The sequence below is a fragment of the Enterococcus sp. C102(2024) genome, assembly GCF_040888205.1.
Lineage (GTDB): Bacteria > Bacillota > Bacilli > Lactobacillales > Enterococcaceae > Enterococcus > Enterococcus faecalis.
The window spans coordinates 91,901-112,169 of sequence record NZ_JBFOHH010000002.1 but is presented as its reverse complement, the minus strand read 5'-3'; the positions used below and the strand labels follow the sequence as shown (position 1 = coordinate 112,169).

Annotated in this window: 22 protein-coding genes; 15 read left to right on the top strand and 7 right to left on the bottom strand. The window is 37.8% G+C overall.

Annotated features, from left to right (window positions below; all coding sequences use genetic code 11):
- The 3 genes from AB3I34_RS05185 to AB3I34_RS05175 all read left to right on the top strand — a co-directional run bounded on the left by AB3I34_RS05185 (position 1) and on the right by AB3I34_RS05175 (position 2,897).
- Positions 1 to 768 (top strand): putative ABC transporter permease, encoded by a 768-nt coding sequence (locus AB3I34_RS05185; RefSeq protein ID WP_002387023.1) that lies wholly within the window; start codon positions 1 to 3, stop codon positions 766 to 768.
- 299 nt (positions 769 to 1,067) lie between these two features.
- Positions 1,068 to 2,237, top strand: coding sequence for a 3D domain-containing protein (locus AB3I34_RS05180; protein WP_050560641.1), 1,170 nt, complete (start codon positions 1,068 to 1,070; stop codon positions 2,235 to 2,237).
- A gap of 96 nt (positions 2,238 to 2,333) precedes the next feature.
- Positions 2,334 to 2,897 (top strand): GNAT family N-acetyltransferase, encoded by a 564-nt coding sequence (locus tag AB3I34_RS05175; RefSeq protein ID WP_002355832.1) that lies wholly within the window; start codon positions 2,334 to 2,336, stop codon positions 2,895 to 2,897.
- Between the two features lie 45 nt (positions 2,898 to 2,942).
- Here AB3I34_RS05175 and AB3I34_RS05170 read toward each other — a convergent pair whose 3' ends face one another.
- Both AB3I34_RS05170 and AB3I34_RS05165 read right to left on the bottom strand, forming a co-directional pair.
- The gene (locus AB3I34_RS05170) at positions 2,943 to 3,467 is read right to left on the bottom strand and encodes an LURP-one-related/scramblase family protein (RefSeq protein ID WP_002355833.1); all 525 of its coding nucleotides are present in this window, start codon (positions 3,465 to 3,467) and stop codon (positions 2,943 to 2,945) included.
- Between the two features lie 51 nt (positions 3,468 to 3,518).
- A complete protein-coding gene (locus AB3I34_RS05165) occupies positions 3,519 to 4,388 on the bottom strand; it encodes a Cof-type HAD-IIB family hydrolase (protein WP_002383369.1) in 870 nt (289 codons plus the stop codon).
- 133 nt (positions 4,389 to 4,521) lie between these two features.
- Between AB3I34_RS05165 and AB3I34_RS05160 the strand changes: the two genes are divergently transcribed.
- The 5 genes from AB3I34_RS05160 (at position 4,522) to AB3I34_RS05140 (ending at position 7,871) form a co-directional block, all read left to right on the top strand.
- Positions 4,522 to 5,202 carry a uracil-DNA glycosylase gene (locus AB3I34_RS05160; protein WP_010712100.1) on the top strand — a complete coding sequence of 227 codons (681 nt, stop codon included), beginning with the start codon at positions 4,522 to 4,524 and terminating at the stop codon, positions 5,200 to 5,202.
- A 155-nt stretch (positions 5,203 to 5,357) separates the two neighbouring features.
- Complete coding sequence (gene pta / locus AB3I34_RS05155) at positions 5,358 to 6,341, top strand: phosphate acetyltransferase (RefSeq protein WP_002355836.1); 984 nt, start codon at positions 5,358 to 5,360, stop codon at positions 6,339 to 6,341.
- A gap of 157 nt (positions 6,342 to 6,498) precedes the next feature.
- A complete protein-coding gene (gene tsaE / locus AB3I34_RS05150) occupies positions 6,499 to 6,978 on the top strand; it encodes a tRNA (adenosine(37)-N6)-threonylcarbamoyltransferase complex ATPase subunit type 1 TsaE (protein ID WP_002376131.1) in 480 nt (159 codons plus the stop codon).
- Positions 6,971 to 7,492 carry a GNAT family N-acetyltransferase gene (locus tag AB3I34_RS05145; RefSeq protein ID WP_010712101.1) on the top strand — a complete coding sequence of 174 codons (522 nt, stop codon included), beginning with the start codon at positions 6,971 to 6,973 and terminating at the stop codon, positions 7,490 to 7,492. Before tsaE ends, AB3I34_RS05145 begins: the two co-directional genes overlap by 8 nt.
- A gap of 169 nt (positions 7,493 to 7,661) precedes the next feature.
- Positions 7,662 to 7,871 carry a hypothetical protein gene (locus AB3I34_RS05140; protein ID WP_002355840.1) on the top strand — a complete coding sequence of 70 codons (210 nt, stop codon included), beginning with the start codon at positions 7,662 to 7,664 and terminating at the stop codon, positions 7,869 to 7,871.
- 73 nt (positions 7,872 to 7,944) lie between these two features.
- Here the strand turns inward: AB3I34_RS05140 and bopD are convergent, their stop codons facing one another.
- From bopD to AB3I34_RS05120, 4 genes are read right to left on the bottom strand one after another with little or no spacing between them, the layout of a single operon-like run.
- Complete coding sequence (gene bopD, locus AB3I34_RS05135; RefSeq protein ID WP_002358859.1) at positions 7,945 to 8,955, bottom strand: LacI family transcriptional regulator BopD; 1,011 nt, start codon at positions 8,953 to 8,955, stop codon at positions 7,945 to 7,947.
- Positions 8,956 to 8,978: 23 nt separating this feature from the next.
- Positions 8,979 to 9,986: an aldose epimerase family protein gene (locus AB3I34_RS05130; protein ID WP_010712102.1), complete on the bottom strand. Its 1,008-nt coding sequence runs from the start codon at positions 9,984 to 9,986 to the stop codon at positions 8,979 to 8,981.
- Complete coding sequence (gene pgmB, locus AB3I34_RS05125; RefSeq protein ID WP_002388917.1) at positions 9,976 to 10,644, bottom strand: beta-phosphoglucomutase; 669 nt, start codon at positions 10,642 to 10,644, stop codon at positions 9,976 to 9,978. Before pgmB ends, AB3I34_RS05130 begins: the two co-directional genes overlap by 11 nt.
- Positions 10,637 to 12,931: a glycoside hydrolase family 65 protein gene (locus AB3I34_RS05120; RefSeq protein WP_010712104.1), complete on the bottom strand. Its 2,295-nt coding sequence runs from the start codon at positions 12,929 to 12,931 to the stop codon at positions 10,637 to 10,639. The genes pgmB and AB3I34_RS05120 overlap by 8 nt, the downstream gene beginning before the upstream one ends.
- A gap of 280 nt (positions 12,932 to 13,211) precedes the next feature.
- Here AB3I34_RS05120 and AB3I34_RS05115 point away from each other — a divergent pair, with 280 nt between their 5' ends.
- Positions 13,212 to 15,380 carry a PTS transporter subunit IIBC gene (locus AB3I34_RS05115; RefSeq protein ID WP_010712105.1) on the top strand — a complete coding sequence of 723 codons (2,169 nt, stop codon included), beginning with the start codon at positions 13,212 to 13,214 and terminating at the stop codon, positions 15,378 to 15,380.
- A 214-nt stretch (positions 15,381 to 15,594) separates the two neighbouring features.
- Positions 15,595 to 16,419, top strand: coding sequence for a maltose 6'-phosphate phosphatase (gene mapP / locus AB3I34_RS05110; protein ID WP_002383379.1), 825 nt, complete (start codon positions 15,595 to 15,597; stop codon positions 16,417 to 16,419).
- Between the two features lie 59 nt (positions 16,420 to 16,478).
- Here mapP and proC read toward each other — a convergent pair whose 3' ends face one another.
- Positions 16,479 to 17,294, bottom strand: coding sequence for a pyrroline-5-carboxylate reductase (gene proC / locus AB3I34_RS05105; protein WP_002358864.1), 816 nt, complete (start codon positions 17,292 to 17,294; stop codon positions 16,479 to 16,481).
- Positions 17,295 to 17,420: 126 nt separating this feature from the next.
- On the opposite strand from proC, the gene AB3I34_RS05100 reads away from it, so the two are divergent.
- From AB3I34_RS05100 to AB3I34_RS05080, 5 genes are all read left to right on the top strand, one after another.
- The gene (locus AB3I34_RS05100) at positions 17,421 to 18,383 is read left to right on the top strand and encodes an AraC family transcriptional regulator (RefSeq protein ID WP_010712106.1); all 963 of its coding nucleotides are present in this window, start codon (positions 17,421 to 17,423) and stop codon (positions 18,381 to 18,383) included.
- The gene (locus AB3I34_RS05095) at positions 18,364 to 18,663 is read left to right on the top strand and encodes a hypothetical protein (protein WP_002395680.1); all 300 of its coding nucleotides are present in this window, start codon (positions 18,364 to 18,366) and stop codon (positions 18,661 to 18,663) included. Before AB3I34_RS05100 ends, AB3I34_RS05095 begins: the two co-directional genes overlap by 20 nt.
- The gene (locus tag AB3I34_RS05090) at positions 18,656 to 18,973 is read left to right on the top strand and encodes a nucleotide pyrophosphohydrolase (RefSeq protein ID WP_002355855.1); all 318 of its coding nucleotides are present in this window, start codon (positions 18,656 to 18,658) and stop codon (positions 18,971 to 18,973) included. Before AB3I34_RS05095 ends, AB3I34_RS05090 begins: the two co-directional genes overlap by 8 nt.
- 144 nt (positions 18,974 to 19,117) lie before the next feature.
- A complete protein-coding gene (locus AB3I34_RS05085) occupies positions 19,118 to 19,549 on the top strand; it encodes a VOC family protein (RefSeq protein ID WP_002355856.1) in 432 nt (143 codons plus the stop codon).
- 306 nt (positions 19,550 to 19,855) lie between these two features.
- Positions 19,856 to 20,254 carry a hypothetical protein gene (locus AB3I34_RS05080; RefSeq protein ID WP_010712107.1) on the top strand — a complete coding sequence of 133 codons (399 nt, stop codon included), beginning with the start codon at positions 19,856 to 19,858 and terminating at the stop codon, positions 20,252 to 20,254.
- Positions 20,255 to 20,269 lie beyond the last annotated feature (15 nt).

The window sequence follows — 20,269 nt, the reverse complement described above, 5'->3', positions numbered from 1 at the left end:
GTGGAAAAAATGAGTCAGGTTATTTTGTTATTTTTTATTTATTCCTTTATCGGTTGGTTATGGGAAACGGTGTATTGTTCATTAAAAGCCAAAAAATTTGTTTATCGAGGATTTTTGGTAGGGCCCTATTGTCCTATTTATGGATTTGGGGTCTTAAGCGTTCTCTATTTTGTGGAACCCTTTGAGAACAATCTCTTGGTATTGTATGTCGGATCGGCTGTTTTAGTGACGATTTTAGAATATGTCACTAGTTATGGCTTGGAAAAATTGTTTCATGCCTCTTGGTGGGATTATCATGATGTACCTTTTAATTTAAACGGTCGCGTGGCTTTACCGGTTTCTCTTTTTTGGGGATTGGGTTGTGTCTTGATTGTCAAAGTTATTCAACCAGAAATCGCCAAAGTTGTCAGTTTTTTACAAGCAACCTTTGGCAACTACTTAGCACTTTGCATAGTGATTGTAATGGGGCTTGACTTAATTTATACGTTGCTGAACATGCAAGGTTTCAAAAAACTTATTACCGAGATGGGCCAAACGTTGGAAACGAACCAACAAGAATTTAAGCAACGGTTGAACACAAAAATGGAAATCGCTACAGCTGATTGGCAGAAGTTAAAAGAACGAACCAAAAAAGAGCATTTCCAAAATCGGTTAAATTTCCAACAACGTCGTTTTATTAACAATTACCCAAAACTAACTTTAAAAAACATTAAAAATTCCAAAGAAGTTCGGCATCTCTTAGAAGATTTGAAGAAAAAGGGCCAATAATTAACAAAAAATATTACAAAATATTTCAATCAATGGTCTAATGGGATGAAAAAAAGAAAAATCATCAAAAGCTAGTTTTTAAGGCGTCTTAAGAAATTCTTAAAGAATTGAGATAGAAATGGACTAATGAATAAACGCAGGATAAAAAAAGAGTTGCATTTAAATTGTAACAAATTGTAACATTATTGAAATAAAACAAGCCCTCCTGACTAGTATAATGAGTAGGTGTTTTAGATAAGTTAGGAAAGGTGTTGGATTTAGTGAAGGTTAAAAAGTTGATACCATTTTTAACAACAATGATGCTTATCAATTTTGGACTTCCAGTCGCTGCGGCAGCAGAATCACTTGATTCGTTGCAAGAAAAAGAAGCGCAAGCGAAACAATCTGGGGAGTTAATTAGTAAAGAAATCAATTCAGCCTTAGACGATGTAAATGCTAAATATGCGGAAATCGAACGTTTAAAAACGCAAATTTCGAAAGCGGAAGATACGTTGAAAACTTCGAAAGAGGAAATAGAAAAAACAGAAAAAAATATTTCTCGTCGTAAAGAAGCTGTTGGCGATCGTATGAAGGATATTCAATTAAATGGCGACCAACGTACTTGGCAAGCCTTATTAGATGCAGAAAATTTATCAGATTTCTTTAATCGGGCCTACGCCATGACCGTTTTACAAAACTTTGAACGGGAAAAGATTGAAAGCTTAACTAGCGAAAAAGAAAAGTTAGCTGCATTACAAGAAAAAGTTGAAAATACGCAAACAACTTTAAAACAAAATGAAGAGAAATTACAAGTTGAAGCTTCTTCAATGAATAATAAAGTCTCTGAGTTAAAAGAAAAAATGGCGAATAATGAAGAATTATTGGCTCAAATTTCGACAGACAAACAGAAAGAGCAACAACGCTTAGTCAGCGAAAAAGCAGCAGCTGAGGCACAGAAAAAACGTGCGGCAGAAACCGCCAAAGCAGAAGCAGCGAAGAAACAAGCAGCTGCCGACAAACAAGCGCAAGCAGATGCGGCGGCTAAACTAGAAGCCGAAGCTGCTGAAGAGTCAAGCAGTCAAGCATCAAGCTCTTCTACAAGTACGGAAAGCAGTAGCACTGAATCTTCAAGTTCTGCTAGTTCATCCGAATCGTCATCAACGCCAGAATCATCGACAGGCGAATCATCAACACCAGGAACTGGCTCTGGTCGTGTGCTTCAGATGGAATCAACCGCTTATTCTTGGCGTGAGCCAGGTGCAAGTAATCTAAGTGCTACTGGTATTGACTTAAGTAAACAAAGCAATGTAGTTGCAGTTGATCCAAGCGTAATTCCTCTAGGTTCATTAGTGAAAGTCTCTGGTTATGGCTTTGCTATTGCTGGAGATACAGGTGGCGCCATTCAAGGAAATATTGTTGATGTTCATTTTGATTCAGTAGAGCAATGTACTGCTTGGGGACGACGTCAGGTTACAGTAGAAATTCAATAATAAATTTGTTATACTAAAGACAAGATAAAAGGAATTGGCTAAGTCAGTAATGATAGTAGCCAGTTCTTTTTTAGTTAAATGTAAAGGAGAATTATAATGATTCGCTCGGCAACAAAAGAAGACGGTCAAGCGATTGCTCGGCTGGTCTTAGTTATTTTAAAAGATATGGAGTTACCAATTTTAGAAGAAGTCTCAGAAGAACAAATGATTGACCTGTTAGCAGAGGCAACGGCGTATCCAACCTATCGCTATGGCTATCAACGAATTTTAGTTTATGAACATGCAGGTGAAGTTGCAGGGATTGCTGTCGGCTATCCTGCAGAAGATGAAAAGATTATTGATGAACCTTTAAGAGAAGTCTTTAAAAAACATGGCTTAGCAGAAGATGTTCGGCTATTTATTGAAGAAGAAACCTTGCCTAATGAATGGTATTTAGACACGATTTCAGTGGATGAACGTTTCCGCGGAATGGGCATTGGTTCTAAGTTATTAGATGCTTTACCTGAAGTAGCCAAAGCTAGCGGGAAGCAAGCCTTGGGTCTAAATGTTGACTTTGACAATCCTGGGGCGAGAAAGTTATACGCAAGCAAAGGCTTTAAAGATGTCACAACAATGACTATTAGTGGTCACTTGTACAATCATATGCAAAAAGAAGTGTAAAAATAACGAAGCTAAAGTCAATCACTTTAGCTTCGTTATTTTTCATTAATCCGTTAAAGGATCAAAATCTAATCCAAAATCATCGGAAGTTTTTTGTTTTTTCTTATTATATAACCAGTAGTCAAGGACAGCTGCTATGCAGATGCACAATGGTGCGTCCTCATCATTGGCAACAGTTAAAACAAAATAGTCGCCTGTACAAAGCATGGTTTTATCCATTGACATGATTTTTTTATGGACTTGATAAATTGAATATTGGTGCGCTTTGATATCACCAACAACTGCCCAATGAAGGCCTTGAACATAATAGAAATCAGCATTCAAATTGAACAGTTTTCGTAGAGTACCCACTTTTTCAAAACGCTGATATAATTCAAATCGTGTGCCAAAAGTCCAAGAAACTTGTTTAATACTGGCTAAAATTTCTCCGTTCATTGCATATAAAGAAAGCGCATCTCCTCGTGTACCCCAGCGCCCCACCAATAGAAAAAGTGAACGGCCTGCTTGGTCTTTCACGATGGTTCGCGTAACTTTTCCTAACTGTTGTTCTTGAATAAAAAATTCAGACACGACACGATCTCCTTTCTATATATAAATGAGTGCTGTAACTGGTAGTGCTTATTACAAATCTTCTCTTATTGCACGCAGGATGGCTTCGCCAACACCATTTTCTAAATTAGTGGCTGTTTCATATTTAGCATATTCTTTTAATTCCAGTTCGGCATTGCCCATTGCAAAACTTACCCCAGCCCATTGAATCATGCTGACGTCATTTAAATTATCACCAATAGTCATGACTTGTTCAGCGGGAATCCCACGTTCTTTAGCGACGCGCGCAACCGCAATCCCTTTTTGTGCTAGGCGGTGGTTAATTTCAATATTATTAAGCGCAGAAGAGGTAACAACCAAATCATCTAGTTCTTCTACTTCCATCCCAGCAGGACCTAATACTTTCGGCCCATCCATACTGAAGCCAATAATTTTAAGGACTTCAATCGAATCATCTTTTAAAATGTCGTCTAAACGATCAACATAGGTAATATGCAATAAAGATAGGTGTGCTGAAGCCATGGCAATCGCCACTTTATAAGTTAAATGGGGCATGGATTCTGCAATATGAGCGGCAAAGTTTTCAATTCTTTTTTCTTGATGTTCAGAAAAAATACCTTTATTTGTAGAGATTTCATAGTAAACATTGTGTTGACTCAAAATAGTTAGTACTTCTGTTACTGTTTCTTTTTCGATCCCAGCCGTGAAAAGTGAGTGTCCATCTTTGTCGAACACTTGGGCGCCGTTTAAAGTAATCATAGCGCAGTCAATTCCAGCTTCTTCTAACGCGGGTTTCGCTTCGGTATATGCGCGGCCAGTAGCAACCATAAATTCGATTCCTAAACGTTCCGCTTCGCGAATTGCTGAAGCGTTATCATTTGTGATGCTCATTTTTGCATCTAAAAGTGTTCCATCCATATCTGAAGCAATTAATTTAATCATCGATTCTCTACACCTCATTATCTATTTAAAGCTTACCTATAGTTTACCACGTTTTTCCAAGAGAAAGTACCCAGAAATTTCTTGTCAGGTTTGGAGAAATTCGTTATGCTTAGAGAGCGAAGGAGTGAGCATTATGAAAGAAATTATTCACAATAGTTGGCAAACCGTTTTATCTGCTGAATTTGAAAAAACGTATTATCAAGAATTGCGGGAATTTTTGAAAAAAGAATATCAGACACAAACGATTTATCCAGATATGTATCATTTATTTTCAGCGTTAGAACTAACCCCTTTTGAAGAAGTAAAAGTAGTAATTTTGGGACAAGACCCATATCATGGACCCAATCAAGCACACGGACTAAGTTTCTCTGTCCAGCCAGGTGTGAAAGTGCCGCCATCTCTTGCGAATATTTACAAAGAATTACAAGCTGATTTAGGGTACCAACCCGTCAACCATGGCTTTTTAGAAAGCTGGGCCAAACAAGGCGTGTTATTATTAAATACTGTGTTGACCGTTCGGGCAGGTCAAGCCTATTCCCATCGAGGCAAAGGGTGGGAGCAACTGACAGATGTCATTATCGAAAAGTTGAATGAGCGTGAAAAACCCGTTGTTTTCATTTTATGGGGACGTCCAGCTCAAGAAAAAATTAAAATGATTGATACGACTCGTCATGTGATTATCAAATCGCCACACCCAAGTCCATTGTCAGCACATCGTGGTTTTTTTGGCTCACGTCCGTTTTCTCAAGCGAATGCTGCTCTAGAACGTTTAGGGGAAACGCCGATTGATTGGCAACTTCCTGAAACAGTGTAGTGTAACAGTGTATGCTGTTATAGTGTAGAAGAGTTAGTTTGTGAAAAGTTTATCGGATTATTGGTTTTTTTGACTAATACAGCTAGAAAAAACTGTTATTTTCTTTGAGAATAGTGTATGATGGATTTTGTAAATATAAAACTGGAGGGTTTATCGTGGAATTATTCGATAGCTTAAAATTTAAAGTCGTACGCCGTAATATCAAAATTGTTTTCCCTGAAGCAACAGATCCTAGAATCTTAGGTGCTGCTGCCCGCTTAAAATCTGATGAATTAGTAGAACCAATCTTAATTGGTGATCCAACAGATATTGCAAATGCTGCTATGGCTCGTGGAATCAACACATCAAACTTTATTATTATCAACCCAAATGATTATGAAAAATGGGATGAAATGGTCGAAGCATTTGTTGAACGCCGTAATGGAAAAGCTACTAAAGAAGATGCTGAAAAAATCTTAAAAGATGTCAACTATTTCGGTACTATGTTAACTTACATGGGTATTGCTGATGGTATGGTTAGTGGTGCTATCCACTCAACAGGTGATACAGTTCGTCCTGCGTTACAAATTATTAAAACAAAACCAGGCGTGAGCCGTACAAGTGGTGCTTTCTTAATGATTCGTGGTCGTGACCAAGAAAGATATTTATTCTCAGACTGCGCGATTAACGTGAACCCAACTGCACAAGAATTAGCTGAAATTGCTGTTGATAGTGCCAAAACAGCTGAATTATTTGACATTGAACCAAAAGTTTCATTGTTAAGTTTTTCAACAAAAGGTTCTGCAAAAGCACCAGAAGTAACAAAAGTTGCTGAAGCTACAAAAATTGCGCAAGAATTAGCACCTGAATATGCGATTGATGGTGAATTACAATTTGATGCTTCTTATGTATCTTCTGTCGCACAATTAAAAGCGCCTAACTCAAAAGTTGCTGGAGAAGCAACAGTCTTTGTATTCCCAGATTTACAATCAGGAAATATTGGCTACAAAATTGCTCAACGTTTAGGTAACTTTGAAGCAATTGGCCCAATCTTACAAGGATTGAACAAACCAGTTTCTGATTTATCACGTGGTGCAAACGAAGAAGATGTTTATAAATTATCAATCATTACAGCTGCTCAAACATTAATGAACGACTAATTAACTATGTCGAAGCATGATAAATAAGCAAAGTAGAAGTTGAGGTTCCCAGGACACTTGGGCCTCAACTTTATTTTTTTGAAGCTGCCACTAGTCAACTTATTGAATTTTCGGTATACTTTCATACATAGATTCTTGCAGATGGGAGGCAAAAAAAATGAATATTGTCCTGAACAATCCATTGGAAACAGAAGCAATTGCTAAAATCATTGGACAAAAGGCACAAGCTGGTGATGTAATTGTCCTGACTGGTGATTTAGGGGCCGGTAAGACGACAATGACGAAAGGGATTGCTTTAGGATTAGGCATTTCCCAAATGATTAAAAGTCCCACCTATACGATTATCCGAGAATATCCACAAGGACGACTTCCGTTATACCATATGGATGTTTACCGTGTTGAAGAGGGTGCGGATGAATTAGGGTTAGATGAGTATTTTGAAGGAGATGGGCTATCCGTTGTAGAATGGGGCAGCTTGATTGAAGAAGAATTGCCAGAAGATTATTTAGAAATTATTTTAAATAAAGATTCTCAAGAAGCTGACAAGAGAGTTCTTGAATTCCGCGGAACTGGTCCATTGGCAGAAGAAAGAATAGCAGAGATTTTACAAGCGTGGGAGGCTCGCGAATATGACTGAACAAACATTTTCTATTCGAGAAGCAGTGCCTACTGATGCGGATCAATTACTATCTGTGATGTCAAAAATTGGGAGTGAAACGCCCTATTTGGTAATGGATGAGCGAGGAATGGCCATGTCGACAGCAGAATTGGCTGAAAATCTAGCAACACTCTATGAATCACCAAATAATGTTTTATTGGTGGCATTAGCGGGGGAAGCGATCATTGGGACCGCTTCTGTGTCTGCTTCTTCTAAAAAGCGGATGGAGCATATTGGTGAAATTGGCATTAGTATTTTAAAAGAGTACTGGGGCTATGGACTGGGCAGTATCCTGATGGAAGAACTTATTCGCTGGGCGCGTGAAAGTCATGTTATTCGTCGCTTGGAATTAACGGTACAGGATCGCAATCAACGAGCGATTCATGTCTATAAAAAATTAGGGTTTGAAACAGAGGCAATTATGCCTCGGGGTGCCAAAACAGACCAAGGTGAATTTTTAGATGTTCATTTAATGCGTTTGCTGATTGATTAATTATTGGTTAATAATTTTAATTTCTTAAATAATCGAACGATAATTGCATGAAAAAACAAAATTTTCGCAATTATCGTTTGTTTCATATTTATTTTTCTGATATTTTTGTTATAATTATAGAAGAATTTAACGAAAAAATGAAAATTTATTTTGGGAAGGAATGTAAGAAATGGCGAAGGCAACGAAAATGAATGTTAACTATCGAGAGTCGATCTTGGATCGTGCGTATCGTTTAGAGCTAATAAAAAAAGATGAGTATGCAAAACATCAAGAAAAATTATCATTATTAAATGAAAAATTGTCTGACGGGGAACCAGCTCAATTTGATGCAAAAGAAGAAACGTTTTGGAAAAAAATTTCGCAAAAAGTTATTTTATAAAAGTAATACATACGAATAAGAGCGTACACATAGAAAGAAGCGTAAGCAGTTTAACACTGCTTACGCTTCTTTTTTAATGAATAGGAATAACTGTTTCACGCTTAATTAATTTGTGAGGAATAACGAGACGGACACCATTCGTCAATTCTTCATGGATTAATTCATATAATTTTTTCATCGCCATTCGCCCTAATTCTGACGTGTCGATGTCAATGCTTGTTAGATAAGGATGTGTCAATGTTGAAAAGATTGAGTTGTTAAAACTAATAATGGATAACGTTTCAGGAACTTGATAACCATAGATTTGCGCAAGTTGCATCGTCCGTAAAGCAAAGATATCATCAATCACCACCAACGCCGTGGCATTATTTTGATGAAGAATATCATCGAAAGCCATGTAATCTTCAGGTTTTTCTAACGCAACGCTTGGTAAAACAGTTAATCCTTGCATCATCATTGCTTTTTGATAACCAAAGTAACGTTCAAAGTACAAACTTTCATGCGTTGTATTGGTCACAAATAAAATATTTTTATGGCCGTTTTCAATTAAAAATTCCGTCGCTTGTTTCCCTAATAATTGATTATCATTATCCACGTAAACTATTTCCGTTTCATGTTGGTAAGGTTGACCGATTAAAGTAAAGGGAATGTTGTTTTCATATAAGTAATCAATGACGGGGTCCTTACTATCTGAATACACAAGAATAAAACCGTCCACTTGTTTTTGAAGATGCATTCTTTTAACGTTTTCCAATAGTACATCAAAACTTTTGGCAGTTGCAATAGCAGTAGTCATATCATAAAGACGGGCTTCCTCGTTGATGGCTTCCATAATTTCTAAATAAAATGGATTCCCTAACCGTTCTTTCGAATCTAAAGGAGGTAAAATTACGCCAATGGCACTTGAAATTCGTTTACCCAAATTCCGTGCCGTCATATTTGGCACATAGCCTAAGTCATCCATGACTTTTCGCACTTTCTTTTTTGTCGATTCAGAAATACTTGGATGATCGTTAATGACACGCGAAACGGTTGAGGTTGCAACCCCCGCTTTCTTAGCGACATCTTTTACTGTAATTGCCATTTTTGCCACGCCTTTCTTAGTGATTATAGAAGGTTAAATTGATAAACCGTTTGGTAGGTTTGCTTTTTATTAGCTGGTAATAAAATAGAGCCCCACTGAGGATGATGAACAATGTCTGGATACTCTTGTGGTTCAATTGCTAAGCCATAGTTTGAATGCATCGCTTGTCCATTAATAGAAAATGGAGCCTCAAAACCAGTCGTAGAAAATAATACCATACTTTGGTTCGTTGTTGCTATCGTCATTTTTCTTCCAGAAGTAGGTTCTTGTAAGCATAATTGTGGCTGTCTTAAGTCAGAGCCAACTAAGGGGAAAACATCATCTAACCCGGTTGGATAGCGTTGGAGGATTGTTTCGATAGGTGTCAGTTCATTAAAACGTATGGATAGTTCAGAAGCTGGTAAAATCCGTCCAGTAGGCAGCTTATTATCGTCTAATTCTAACATACCTTGACAGTTCAAAGATAGCAAATGTGACAGAATGTCTAACTTTCCATCGCCAGATAAATTAAAGTAGGCGTGGTTTGTAGGATTAAAAAGTGTTTCCTGTTTACTCCGTCCAGTACTGATCATTCGTAAATGATTATCCTCTAGCTGATAAGTGATGGTGGCCTCAATTGGTCCAGGATAGCCAGAAATGGTGTCGGTTAAATGAAAAGCAACGCCAATGATATCCTTTTTTTCAAAGGGCTCGACTGTCCAATATTGAAAAGACCACCCCTTTGAGCCACCATGGATATGATGACCGTCGCTATTTTGTTCTAATATTCCATTTTGCCAATGGCCATTACGAATGCGTCCAGCAACTGGTCCAACAGTGGCGCCAAAAAAGCTTTGATCCTTTAATACATCTTGATACGAATCATACGATAAAAGGATATTTTCCCAATGATTATTTTTGCTTGGCATCAAAAGTTGATGGAGGCGCGCGCCATAATTGAGAAGAACGACTTCTAAAAAGTCGTTCTTCAAAGTAATTTTTTTTAAGTTTGTGTTTGGAATATCGGTTACGGTGATACGATTATCCTTCATGATCAAGCCACACTTTTTTTAAGTAATCAAACGTTAAAGCACTCGTCTCTGGCACGATGGGCAACCCTTCGCCTAACTCTTCTTTGCGGCCAACGCCAACAGGTTGCGCTCCGCTAGCAAGAATCGCTTGAATCCCAGCTTTGGCATCTTCAATGCCAAGACACTCTGCTGGTGTCAAATCAATTTCTTTCGCAGCTAAAATGAAAATATCTGGAGCGGGTTTGCCTGCCTGAACGTCTGCTGGATTAGCAATGGCATCAAAAAGGGGCGTCAATTGCATTTTTTCTAAAAGGAAAGGCCCATTTTTACTTGCAGAAGCCAAGGCGATTTTAATATTGGCCGCACGTAATTCCGTTAATAAAGAAAGAATTCCTGGGTAGACATCTTCAGGCGTAATCGCTTGGATCATTTCCAAGTAATAATCGTTTTTCCGTTGCGCTAACTGGGCAAATTCTTCAGAAGAAAACGTGCCTTCTTTTTTTCCGTATTTTAACAGTAACTGCAGAGAATCTTCACGGCTTACACCTTTCAATTGTTCGTTGAAAACACGGTCAATGGAAATTCCAATTTCGTTTCCTAATTTTTTCCAAGCGTGGTAATGAAATTCTGCTGTATCAGTAATAACGCCATCTAAATCAAATAAAACGCCTTTAAACATGAACTTCTTCCTTTCTGATCGGTAAAACTAATCGATCTTTTAATGTGTATTTTTGATCGTAAACAGTTAATGAAATTGTAGGGCCGTCGAGTAAAGTGAAGGCTACTTGGTCTGCTGCAACTTCAACAAATAGTAAACGATTCCGATAATTAATGTGGAATGAGTAGGCTGTCCATGTCGCTGGTAAAAAGGGTGCAAATTTTAGTTGCTGATGGTCCGTTTTCATTTGGGCAAAACCTTGAACAATCGCTAGCCAACTACCAGTCATTGAGGTAATGTGTAAGCCATCTTCTGTATCATTATTGTAATTATCTAAGTCAAGGCGCGCTGTTCGTTGATACATTTCCACTGCTTTTTCTTCCATACCTAATTCAGCAGCTAACACAGCATGAATGCTTGGTGAAAGAGAAGATTCATGGACAGTCATTGGTTCGTAAAAGTTAAAGTTCCGGCGTTTTTCTTCTAAAGAAAAGGCGTCATTGAAGAAATAAATTCCTTGAAGAACATCGGCTTGTTTAATGAAACAAGACCGCAAAATTTTATCCCATGACCAATGTTGATTTAAAGGCAGCTCACTAAGTGGTAAATCAGAAACAGGCATTAAATCTTTATCTAAGAAAGTGTCATGTTGTACAAAAATGCCTAATTCATTATCCACTGGGAAGTACATATTTTCTACAATGTCTGCCCATTTAGCTAATTCGTCGTCTGCAATTTTGAGCGTTGTTTCTTCTTGGAATTTTAAATAAGACTCACGGGTGTAACGTAGAACCCACGCAGCGATGGTATTGGTATACCAGTTATTATTGATATTATTTTCATATTCATTTGGCCCCGTTACGCCATGAATCATATATTGTTTATGACGTTGGGAGAAGTGGACCCGATCTGCCCAAAAACGAGCGATTGCTACAAGTACTTCTAGACCAGCATCTTTTAGATAATCTTCATCTCCTGTATAGTTGACATAATTATAAATCGCATAAGCAATCGCACCATTTCTGTGAATCTCTTCAAAAGTGATTTCCCACTCATTATGACATTCGACACCAGTAAAAGTAACCATTGGGTAAAGGGCACCCTTTAACCCTTGTTGTTGGGCATTATGAATGGCTTGAGGCAATTGATTGTGGCGATATTTCAGTAGATTTTTAGTAACTTCGGGCTTAGCCAACGCCAAGTAAAGTGGGACAGCATATGCTTCAGTATCCCAATATGTGGCACCGCCATATTTTTCACCAGTAAAGCCTTTTGGTCCGATATTTAAACGATCGTCTTCGCCATAGTAGGTTGAGAAAAGTTGGAAAAGATTAAAACGAATGCCTTGTTGGGCTTCATCATCTCCTTTAATAACAACATCAGCTAATTGCCAACGTTTTGCCCAAGCGGCAGCTTGCCCAGCTTTTGCTTCAGGGTACAAGGTAGTCATTTCTGCAAATAATTCGTTTACTCGTTTGATTTGTTGCGTTTCTGGCACATCACGACTGGTAACGACAAGCACTTCTTTTGTGATGGCGGTTGTTTCGCCTTCGTTTAAAGACACTGTCAATTCTGCGGTTAAGGCCAAGGGCTGTTGTGTATATGTAGGCACAACAGCGGCTCCATCGATGAAATGGCGCATGCCTGCAGTCACTGTAAAACGCTCTATTTCAAAGTTGTTAGGAATGGTCTTAGTCGTAACAAAGCCAAGTGTTTCTTGCGTTTCAATAGCTATTTCTTCCCAAAAATGTTCTTCATAATTGCTGTCTTCATTTTGAACATCGCCATCCAATTTTGAGTGAAGAGTGATTGTGCCTGTACCTTCCAGCATTTCAATTGTTAAGTGGATGTAAGCTGCCTCTTTTTTTTCTAAGCTTAAAAAACGTTCAAAAGAGAAGCGCACTTTGTTCTTCGGTGTTTGGATGGTGAATTGCCGAGAAAGGACCCCATTTTGCATGTCTAATTCTAAAGAAAAATCTTCGTAAGGTGTAGTGGCTAAATCAATTGTTTGTCCATCAATTTGTAAGTCCATTGCGATGAAATTAATTGCGTTAATCACTTTGCCGAAATATTCAGGATAACCATTTTTCCACCAACCAACACGTGTTTTGTCTGGATACCAAACACCTGCTAAATAGGTTCCTTGATGGTGGTCGCCAGAATAGTGTTCTTCAAAATTTCCCCGCATCCCCATATAGCCATTGCCAATGCTCGTTAATGATTCTTGTAAACGTAAATTTTCTTTATCTAAGTGTGTAGTACGGATTTTCCAAGGATCAATTTGGAATAAACGTTTGATTTGTTTCATGAGAATCCCCCTCAGTGATTTTATTGATAGGTCTATCATAAACGCAACCGATTGCATTAGTCAATAGTCAATGCTTAAAAAGTGTAATCTTATGAATAAAAGCTGAAACAAAGGTAGGTTAGAAGGAGCTTTATTTGCTTTATTAAAAGACAAAATAAAAAAGGATTAAGTAGTAGGGAGTTGTTTTCCACAATATTTTTGAAATTAAAGCATTTACAAAAAGGAAACAGGAGTATATAATGGCAACATAACGAAACCGATTGCGTAAGGAGTGGCAGGAATGAAAAAAATGTTTAGTTTTGAGTTTTGGCAAAAATTCGGGAAAGCTTTAATGGTCGTTGTGGCAGTAATGCCCGCAGCGGGTTTAATGATTAGTATTGGGAAATCGCTTCCTTTAATCGATCCTAATTTAGGCTTGTTAGTAACAACAGGCGGAGTTCTGGAGAGTATCGGTTGGGCAATTATTGGCAACTTACATTTACTATTTGCGTTAGCAATAGGTGGCAGTTGGGCCAAAGATCGTGCAGGTGGCGCATTTGCAGCGGGGATTTCTTTTGTTTTAATCAACCGTATTACTGGAGCCATTTTTGGTGTAACAAATGAAATGTTGGCTGATGAACAAGCTTTCACGCATACCTTATTTGGCACCAAGATTATGGTGAAGGGATTCTTTACAAGTGTCTTAGAAGCTCCGGCATTAAATATGGGTGTTTTTGTAGGGATTATTGCTGGTTTTGTCGGTGCGATGGCTTACAACAAGTATTACAATTATCGGAAATTACCAGATGCGCTATCATTTTTTAATGGTAAACGGTTTGTCCCATTTGTCGTTATTTTGTGGTCAACAATTGTCTCAATTGCATTAGCACTTATTTGGCCAAATATTCAAGCGGGAATTAATAATTTTGGGTTATGGATTGCGCAATCTCAAGATAGTGCACCTATTTTAGCGCCATTCTTATATGGAACGTTGGAACGTTTGTTATTACCTTTTGGGTTACATCATATGTTGACGATTCCAATCAACTATACACAATTAGGTGGAACGTATGAAATTTTATCTGGCGCACAAGCTGGAACCCAAGTCTTTGGTCAAGATCCTTTATGGTTGGCTTGGGCAACAGACTTAGTGAATCTTAAAGGCGCTGGTGATATGAGCAAGTATCAGTTTGTCTTAGAAAATTGGACACCAGCTCGATTCAAAGTAGGCCAAATGATTGGTTCTTCAGGGATTTTAATGGGGATGGCTTTGGCGATGTATCGTAATGTCGATGCAGATAAAAAAGCTAAATATAAATCAATGTATTTTTCTGCTGCTTTAGCTGTTTTCTTAACTGGTGTGACAGAGCCGCTAGAATTCATGTTTATGTTTGCTGCAGTGCCGCTTTATGTGATTTATGCCGTGATCCAAGGTGCTGCTTTTGCAATGGCTGATATTTTACCATTGCGTGTGCATTCGTTTGGAAATATTGAATTGTTAACAAGAACACCGCTAGCAATAAAAGCTGGTTTAGGTGGCGATTTAATCAATTTTGTTTTAATGGTCATCATTTTTGGTGCTGTCACTTATTTCTTAGCGAATTTCTTAATTAAAAAATTCAATTACGCAACACCTGGAAGAAATGGAAACTATGACAATGATAACGGCGAAGAAATCGCATCTGGCGCGGCTGGTTCAGGTGTCGTCGATCAGCAAATCGCGCAAATTGTCTACTTACTTGGTGGTAAACAAAATATCAAAGAAGTTGATGCGTGTATGACACGCTTACGTGTCAGTGTAAAGGATCGAGAAAAAGTCGGTTCGGAAGAGGCGTGGAAACGGGCAGGTGCAATGGGCTTGATTGTGAAAGATAATGGCGTTCAAGCCGTTTATGGGCCAAAAGCCGATGTTTTAAAATCCGATATTGAAGATTTATTAGCTTCCGGCGTTGACATTCCAGAACCGGTTATAGCAGAAAGTACAGTAGGAACGCCAACAACGAATTTCTTAGGCAAGAAAAAAGATTTCGTGGCTGTGGCGACAGGGGAAGTTATTCCAATGGCGCAAGTCAATGATCCTGTCTTTTCACAAAAAATGATGGGGGATGGATTTGCAGTTAAGCCTCTAGAAGGAGAGGTGGTGGCACCAATTTCGGGGAAAGTTCTAAGTGTTTTCCCAAGCAAACATGCGATTGGGCTACAAACAGAAGAAGGTATTGAAGTACTTGTCCATATGGGAATTGATACAGTCGAAATGGCAACTCCTGCTTTTGAATCTTTTGTTAAAGAAGGACAATCATTGAAAGCTGGGACGAAACTAGCTAAAATGAATTTGGATGTGATTGAACAAGCTGGCAAAGAAACAACGATTATTGTCGCCTTTACAAACAGCGACAAAGTGGAACAAGTAGTTATTAATCAACTAGGAACCACCACTGTGGGAACTGTGATCGGACAGATTGAAATTTAAATGATTAGGTATGAGGTCGGGACAGAACCGTTTAACTCCGAGAAATAAGAAGAAATTTCCGGAAATTGCTTTTTAATTTTTGGATAATTTCGGCTTATTTCCGAAGGAGTTGGTTCTGTTCCCGCCGTTTATCAGGTTTTGCGCGTGAAGCAAAAATCCAAAGTGATTTTTGTCCCACTCACAGACCTAATAACATGTAAGAGAAGGGGAAAAGATGAATCTTTTAACAATCAATACTCATAGCTGGTTAGAAGAAGAACCATTAAAAAAATTAGAGGAGATTGCCAAGGTGATTTTATCTTCTGAAAGTGAAATAATTGCTTTACAAGAAGTGAATCAGAAAGTCGCTTCCAAGAAAGTGCCGTTAGAACAGTTAACTACTTTTTGTCCCGTGGCGACCCAAACACCGGTCCATGAAGATAATTTTGCATATCTAATCGTTCAATATCTAGCTGAAAAAGGCCAACACTATTATTGGAGTTGGGAAATGAGCCACATTGGTTACGCTATTTATGAAGAAGGGAACGCACTACTTTCGAAATGTCCGTTGACTAGTGAAGCTCTCCTTATTTCAGAAAGCCAAGAACCAACGAATTATCGAACAAGAAAAATCTTAGTAGCGGAGACAGAGAGTTCAAAAGGTACGCTTACTGTTGTCTCTGGTCACTTTTCTTGGTGGGAAACACCCTGTACAGGTTTTGCCTATGAATGGCTACAATTAGAGAAATACTTAGCGACGGGGCAACAACCGTTAGTCATTTTAGGCGATTTAAACAACCCAGCTGGTACAACTGGCTATCAATTAGTGGAAAATAGTTACTTGCCGATTCAAGATGCATTTGTTGTAGCGGAAGAGACAAGCGGTGAAGCGACAGTAGAGAAAAAAATAGATGGCTGGGAAGAAAATGAAGCAGCCTTGCGGATTGACTACGCATTTGTTCCAAAACAGTGGCACGTACGAAAATATGAAGTAATTTTTGATGGTAGGAAAACACCGATAGTCAGTGATCATTTTGGCTTACTCATTCAATTAAAATAAGAAAAAGCGCTGAATTTTCAGCGCTTTTTCTTATTTATTCGCTCATGTAACTATTCTTCTCAGTCTTGTTTGGCTAATTCTTGATCCCGAAGGATGGTGGCCTCAATCCCTTTGATGACTGTTGAAATAAACGCATTGTTTTCTAATTCGACAATCCCAGCAACCGTGGTTCCACCAGGAGAACTGACCTGGTCGATTAAAGTCCAAGGATTCTCTGTGCTATTTGCCAAAGTTTGAGCGCTGCCTAGTACAGCTTGTGTGGCAATTTCTAAGGCTAACTCTTTGTTCATACCATTTTTAACGGCTGCTCGGGCAATCGAATCAATAAATAAGAAAGCATACGCAGGAGTGCTACCTGCAATAGCAGTAAAAATCGAAAAATACTGTTCCTCTAATTCCCAGGCTTGGCCAACTGCTCGAAACAACGATAATACAGTCTGGATGTCTTCGGGGGATGCAAAAGCGTTGCCACAAACAGCTGCTGCACCTGCGCCAATCAATGCATTCATATTTGGCATCACACGAACAAGACGAAGCGGTTGGGTAGTCTCAAACAGTTGATGCAATTCTGCAATAGTCGTACCTGCTGCAATGGAAACAATTAACGGTTGCTTGTCTAAAATTGCTTCTTTTGCTTCAAGTAAAGCTGCTTGAACGAATTGCGGTTTCACCGCTAAAATAACTAAGTCAGCTACTGTAATAGCTTCTTGAGGCGAAGCAACCGCGTGTGCACCAATTTCTTGTGCAAAAGCGGCGGTTTTTTCGACTTGAATATCATAAAAATAAAGGTTTTCTGCGGCAATAAATTGCTTTTTTAGCGCACCTTTGGCAATAGCGGATGCCATATTTCCAGCACCGATAAAACTAATTTTCATAAAAAATTCCTCCTAAAAACTGTTGAATCTCTTTTTTCGTGTTACCATGTATCTAGTATAGAAGGAAACGCCAAAGAAAAAAATAGAGGGAGTAAAGTAAAAAGTGTTGGATTATGAGGTGATTAATTGGCAAGCAAAGAAGAGCAATATGCAGCATTTTATCAGTTTTTAGAGACCTTAGATTGTTATTTAACCACTACCAATGCTCTTGAGAATGAAGTAGCGCAATTTAAGGGAAATCCGCATCGAGAAATTGCGGGCTTTATGTTGGCATCTTCGGAAACAATTGACGTTCCGAAAGGATTTATTCGGATGCTCTATTGTTTAGAGCAAGATGGCAATGCTTATTTGGATCAACAAAGGTGTTCGTTTTCGGCTGGCCAAGTCATGATTGTCAATGAGGCAACCTCGGTTAGCTATCAGGGGCAAGGAATGTCTATGATTATATTTTATTTTAAAAAGCACTATTTTCTTGATACGCTCTTAAATCAGCTGGCGGAAGAGCCAGTCATGTATCGTTTTTTTACAGAAATTGCTAGCAGTGAATTTGAAAACATTCCTCGATATTTCGTTTTTGCCAGCCAGCCAAATTCGGATGTTCACGTCTATTCGCTATTATTACTGAAACAAATTGTGAAAATGGCCTATTTTAATAATAAAGTGACCAAAGCGGCCTTTGTTTTGCTGATGGTGGAACTAGGTCAACTGCCTAGAGAAGCTTTAAAGATGCAAGATAATTATTTGTCGAATCATCAACGTGTTGAGGTGATTTTAGCGTATATTGAGCAACAGATTGCACATGTCACTTTAGCAGAAGTCGCCGCTAAATTTCATTTTCATCCGAATTACTTATCGAATTTTTTAAAAGAAAAAACAAACAAAACGTTTACGGAAATTGTCTTAGCCTACCGAATCCAATTGGCGAAAAACTACTTGAAGCAAACAGATTTATCGATTCAAACGATTGTTGAACGAATCGGCTATCAAGACAAAGCCTTTTTTTATAAACGTTTTAAAGAAGAAATGGGCATGACCCCAAAACAATATCGACAGAAAGAAGGAATGGCAGATGTACGAAGAAATCTTTGAAGAATTTCAGTTAACTGTAGTAGAATTACCAATCGAATTCGTTGATGATTTGCCTGTCTATCGCGGACACTTAAAAGAATTAACGTTTCTTTCAGCGGAAGCCTCTTCACGAAAAAAACTTTACCAACAGCTTTTACAGGCTTATTTGTTGTATAGAGAAGAGAATCAAGCAGTTGTTGAAGAGGAAGAAATAACTTCCTCGTTATTGTCTACAGAACAGTTATTAAAATACTATGATGGTGAAACGTTCGATGGGTTTCAGTTGCCATCAAATGAATAAGAAAGCAGGGAAACAGATGGATACAATGGCAAAAATTAATCAATTTCGAGATGAAAGAAATTGGCGCCCCCACCATAATGAAAAAGATTTGGCGCTCTCAATTTGTTTAGAAGCAGCAGAATTGTTAGAACTTTTTCAATGGAAAACAGCAGAAGAAGGCATCAAACAAGAAGAACGAATCAAAGAAGAATTGGCTGATGTTCTCATTTATTCCTACATGATGGCCGATAATTTAGGGTTTGATTTGGACGAAATTATCGAAGAAAAGTTGAAGAAAAATGCGGTGAAATATCCAGTGCCAGAAAAATAAGTGTTGAAACAAATGAATCGAAGAACTTCTAAAAAAGAATAACGAAGTGGAAAATAGCCAGTATTAAGAAATTCTGAAGGGTTTGCGGAAAACAGAAATAAAAAGTAGCTTTCTGCTGCAAAAAATTTTAAGGAGGAACAATCAATGATTACAGGCACAGAAATTGATTTTATTGTTAGTGATAGTTTAAAGGCATTAGCTTTATATAAAGAAATCTTTGAGGTTCATGTAGTTGAAGCGACAAAGTATCCTGTTGGAAGGAATGAAGTAGTGTTTAACTTATATGATACTCGGTTCCATATGTTAGATGCTAATGAAGAATTTGGTTTAAAAGCACCAGATTCAGAACATCCCAATACAATTTGGTTCAATATCACGGTAGCAGATATTGTGCAAACTCATAAAAAAGCCTTAGCAAATAAGTGCATTGAGATGCAACCAGTTACAGAAATGATGGAAGGAGCTATTCAAAATTCGTTATTTGTTGATCCATTTGGTTACATGTGGATGGTGCATCAAATTAACCAAGAACTAAATTTTGAAGAGCGAACAGAAATTTTAGAAAAAGAAATGTAGTAAGGAGTGGTGCTCAGAGATGAGTACCACTTTTTTTATTTTACAATAGAAGTAAAATACCAATGATCCTGTAGTGATCAACAAGACAGTAAAAAATTGGAGATAGAAAGTAAGTGTGTCATAGAAATACAGCATTATTCTCTAATAATTAATCTAACGTTAAAAAAATTGAGAAAATGCCAGATTGATTTTTGATAAACTGTAAACAAAGAAAAACTGGCTATAAAAATCTTGATAAAACAATGGAATAAAAGGAGAAAGCGAAAGATTAATTCTTGTATGTAGATACAAAGGGAGACTAAATGAATGAAAAATAAAAAGCGGATAAAATTTGGTATATTAATCGCAACAATAATAGCAATAGCCATAATCGGCACGATTGGAGTGAAAAAAATGAACGAACCAACAGAAAAAGAAAAACAAATTGCTTTTTTGAAGGAGCACGAGGAGGAAATGACGGAGTATATTAAATCTCAGGAATTGTATATTACTTCAGAAAATAAAAAAGTACAACCTGAAGTAAAAAAAGTGAGTTTTGACTATGAAAACTACAGTACGTATCAACGAGATGCAGGTGGAATTCCTTATGAAGTTTATACGATTGATATTACTGGTTTGTATAATGATACAGAAATCTTTGAACTGTTAATTGATGTTGACTCATTAAAGAAGCCGACAAAAATATTAAATTTTGAAAGATACTAAATATTTAAGTAAGGA

Coding starts and splice junctions, on each gene's coding strand:
- AB3I34_RS05180 (WP_050560641.1), top strand. CDS start 1,068: ATGCTTATCAATTTTGGACTTCCAGTCGCTGCGGCAGCAGAATCACTT.
- AB3I34_RS05175 (WP_002355832.1), top strand. CDS start 2,334: ATGATTCGCTCGGCAACAAAAGAAGACGGTCAAGCGATTGCTCGGCTG.
- AB3I34_RS05165 (WP_002383369.1), bottom strand. CDS start 4,388: ATGATTAAATTAATTGCTTCAGATATGGATGGAACACTTTTAGATGCA.
- AB3I34_RS05160 (WP_010712100.1), top strand. CDS start 4,522: ATGAAAGAAATTATTCACAATAGTTGGCAAACCGTTTTATCTGCTGAA.
- tsaE (WP_002376131.1), top strand. CDS start 6,499: ATGAATATTGTCCTGAACAATCCATTGGAAACAGAAGCAATTGCTAAA.
- AB3I34_RS05145 (WP_010712101.1), top strand. CDS start 6,971: ATGACTGAACAAACATTTTCTATTCGAGAAGCAGTGCCTACTGATGCG.
- AB3I34_RS05140 (WP_002355840.1), top strand. CDS start 7,662: ATGGCGAAGGCAACGAAAATGAATGTTAACTATCGAGAGTCGATCTTG.
- bopD (WP_002358859.1), bottom strand. CDS start 8,955: ATGGCAATTACAGTAAAAGATGTCGCTAAGAAAGCGGGGGTTGCAACC.
- AB3I34_RS05130 (WP_010712102.1), bottom strand. CDS start 9,986: ATGAAGGATAATCGTATCACCGTAACCGATATTCCAAACACAAACTTA.
- pgmB (WP_002388917.1), bottom strand. CDS start 10,644: ATGTTTAAAGGCGTTTTATTTGATTTAGATGGCGTTATTACTGATACA.
- AB3I34_RS05120 (WP_010712104.1), bottom strand. CDS start 12,931: ATGAAACAAATCAAACGTTTATTCCAAATTGATCCTTGGAAAATCCGT.
- AB3I34_RS05115 (WP_010712105.1), top strand. CDS start 13,212: ATGAAAAAAATGTTTAGTTTTGAGTTTTGGCAAAAATTCGGGAAAGCT.
- mapP (WP_002383379.1), top strand. CDS start 15,595: ATGAATCTTTTAACAATCAATACTCATAGCTGGTTAGAAGAAGAACCA.
- proC (WP_002358864.1), bottom strand. CDS start 17,294: ATGAAAATTAGTTTTATCGGTGCTGGAAATATGGCATCCGCTATTGCC.
- AB3I34_RS05095 (WP_002395680.1), top strand. CDS start 18,364: ATGTACGAAGAAATCTTTGAAGAATTTCAGTTAACTGTAGTAGAATTA.
- AB3I34_RS05090 (WP_002355855.1), top strand. CDS start 18,656: ATGAATAAGAAAGCAGGGAAACAGATGGATACAATGGCAAAAATTAAT.
- AB3I34_RS05085 (WP_002355856.1), top strand. CDS start 19,118: ATGATTACAGGCACAGAAATTGATTTTATTGTTAGTGATAGTTTAAAG.
- AB3I34_RS05080 (WP_010712107.1), top strand. CDS start 19,856: ATGAAAAATAAAAAGCGGATAAAATTTGGTATATTAATCGCAACAATA.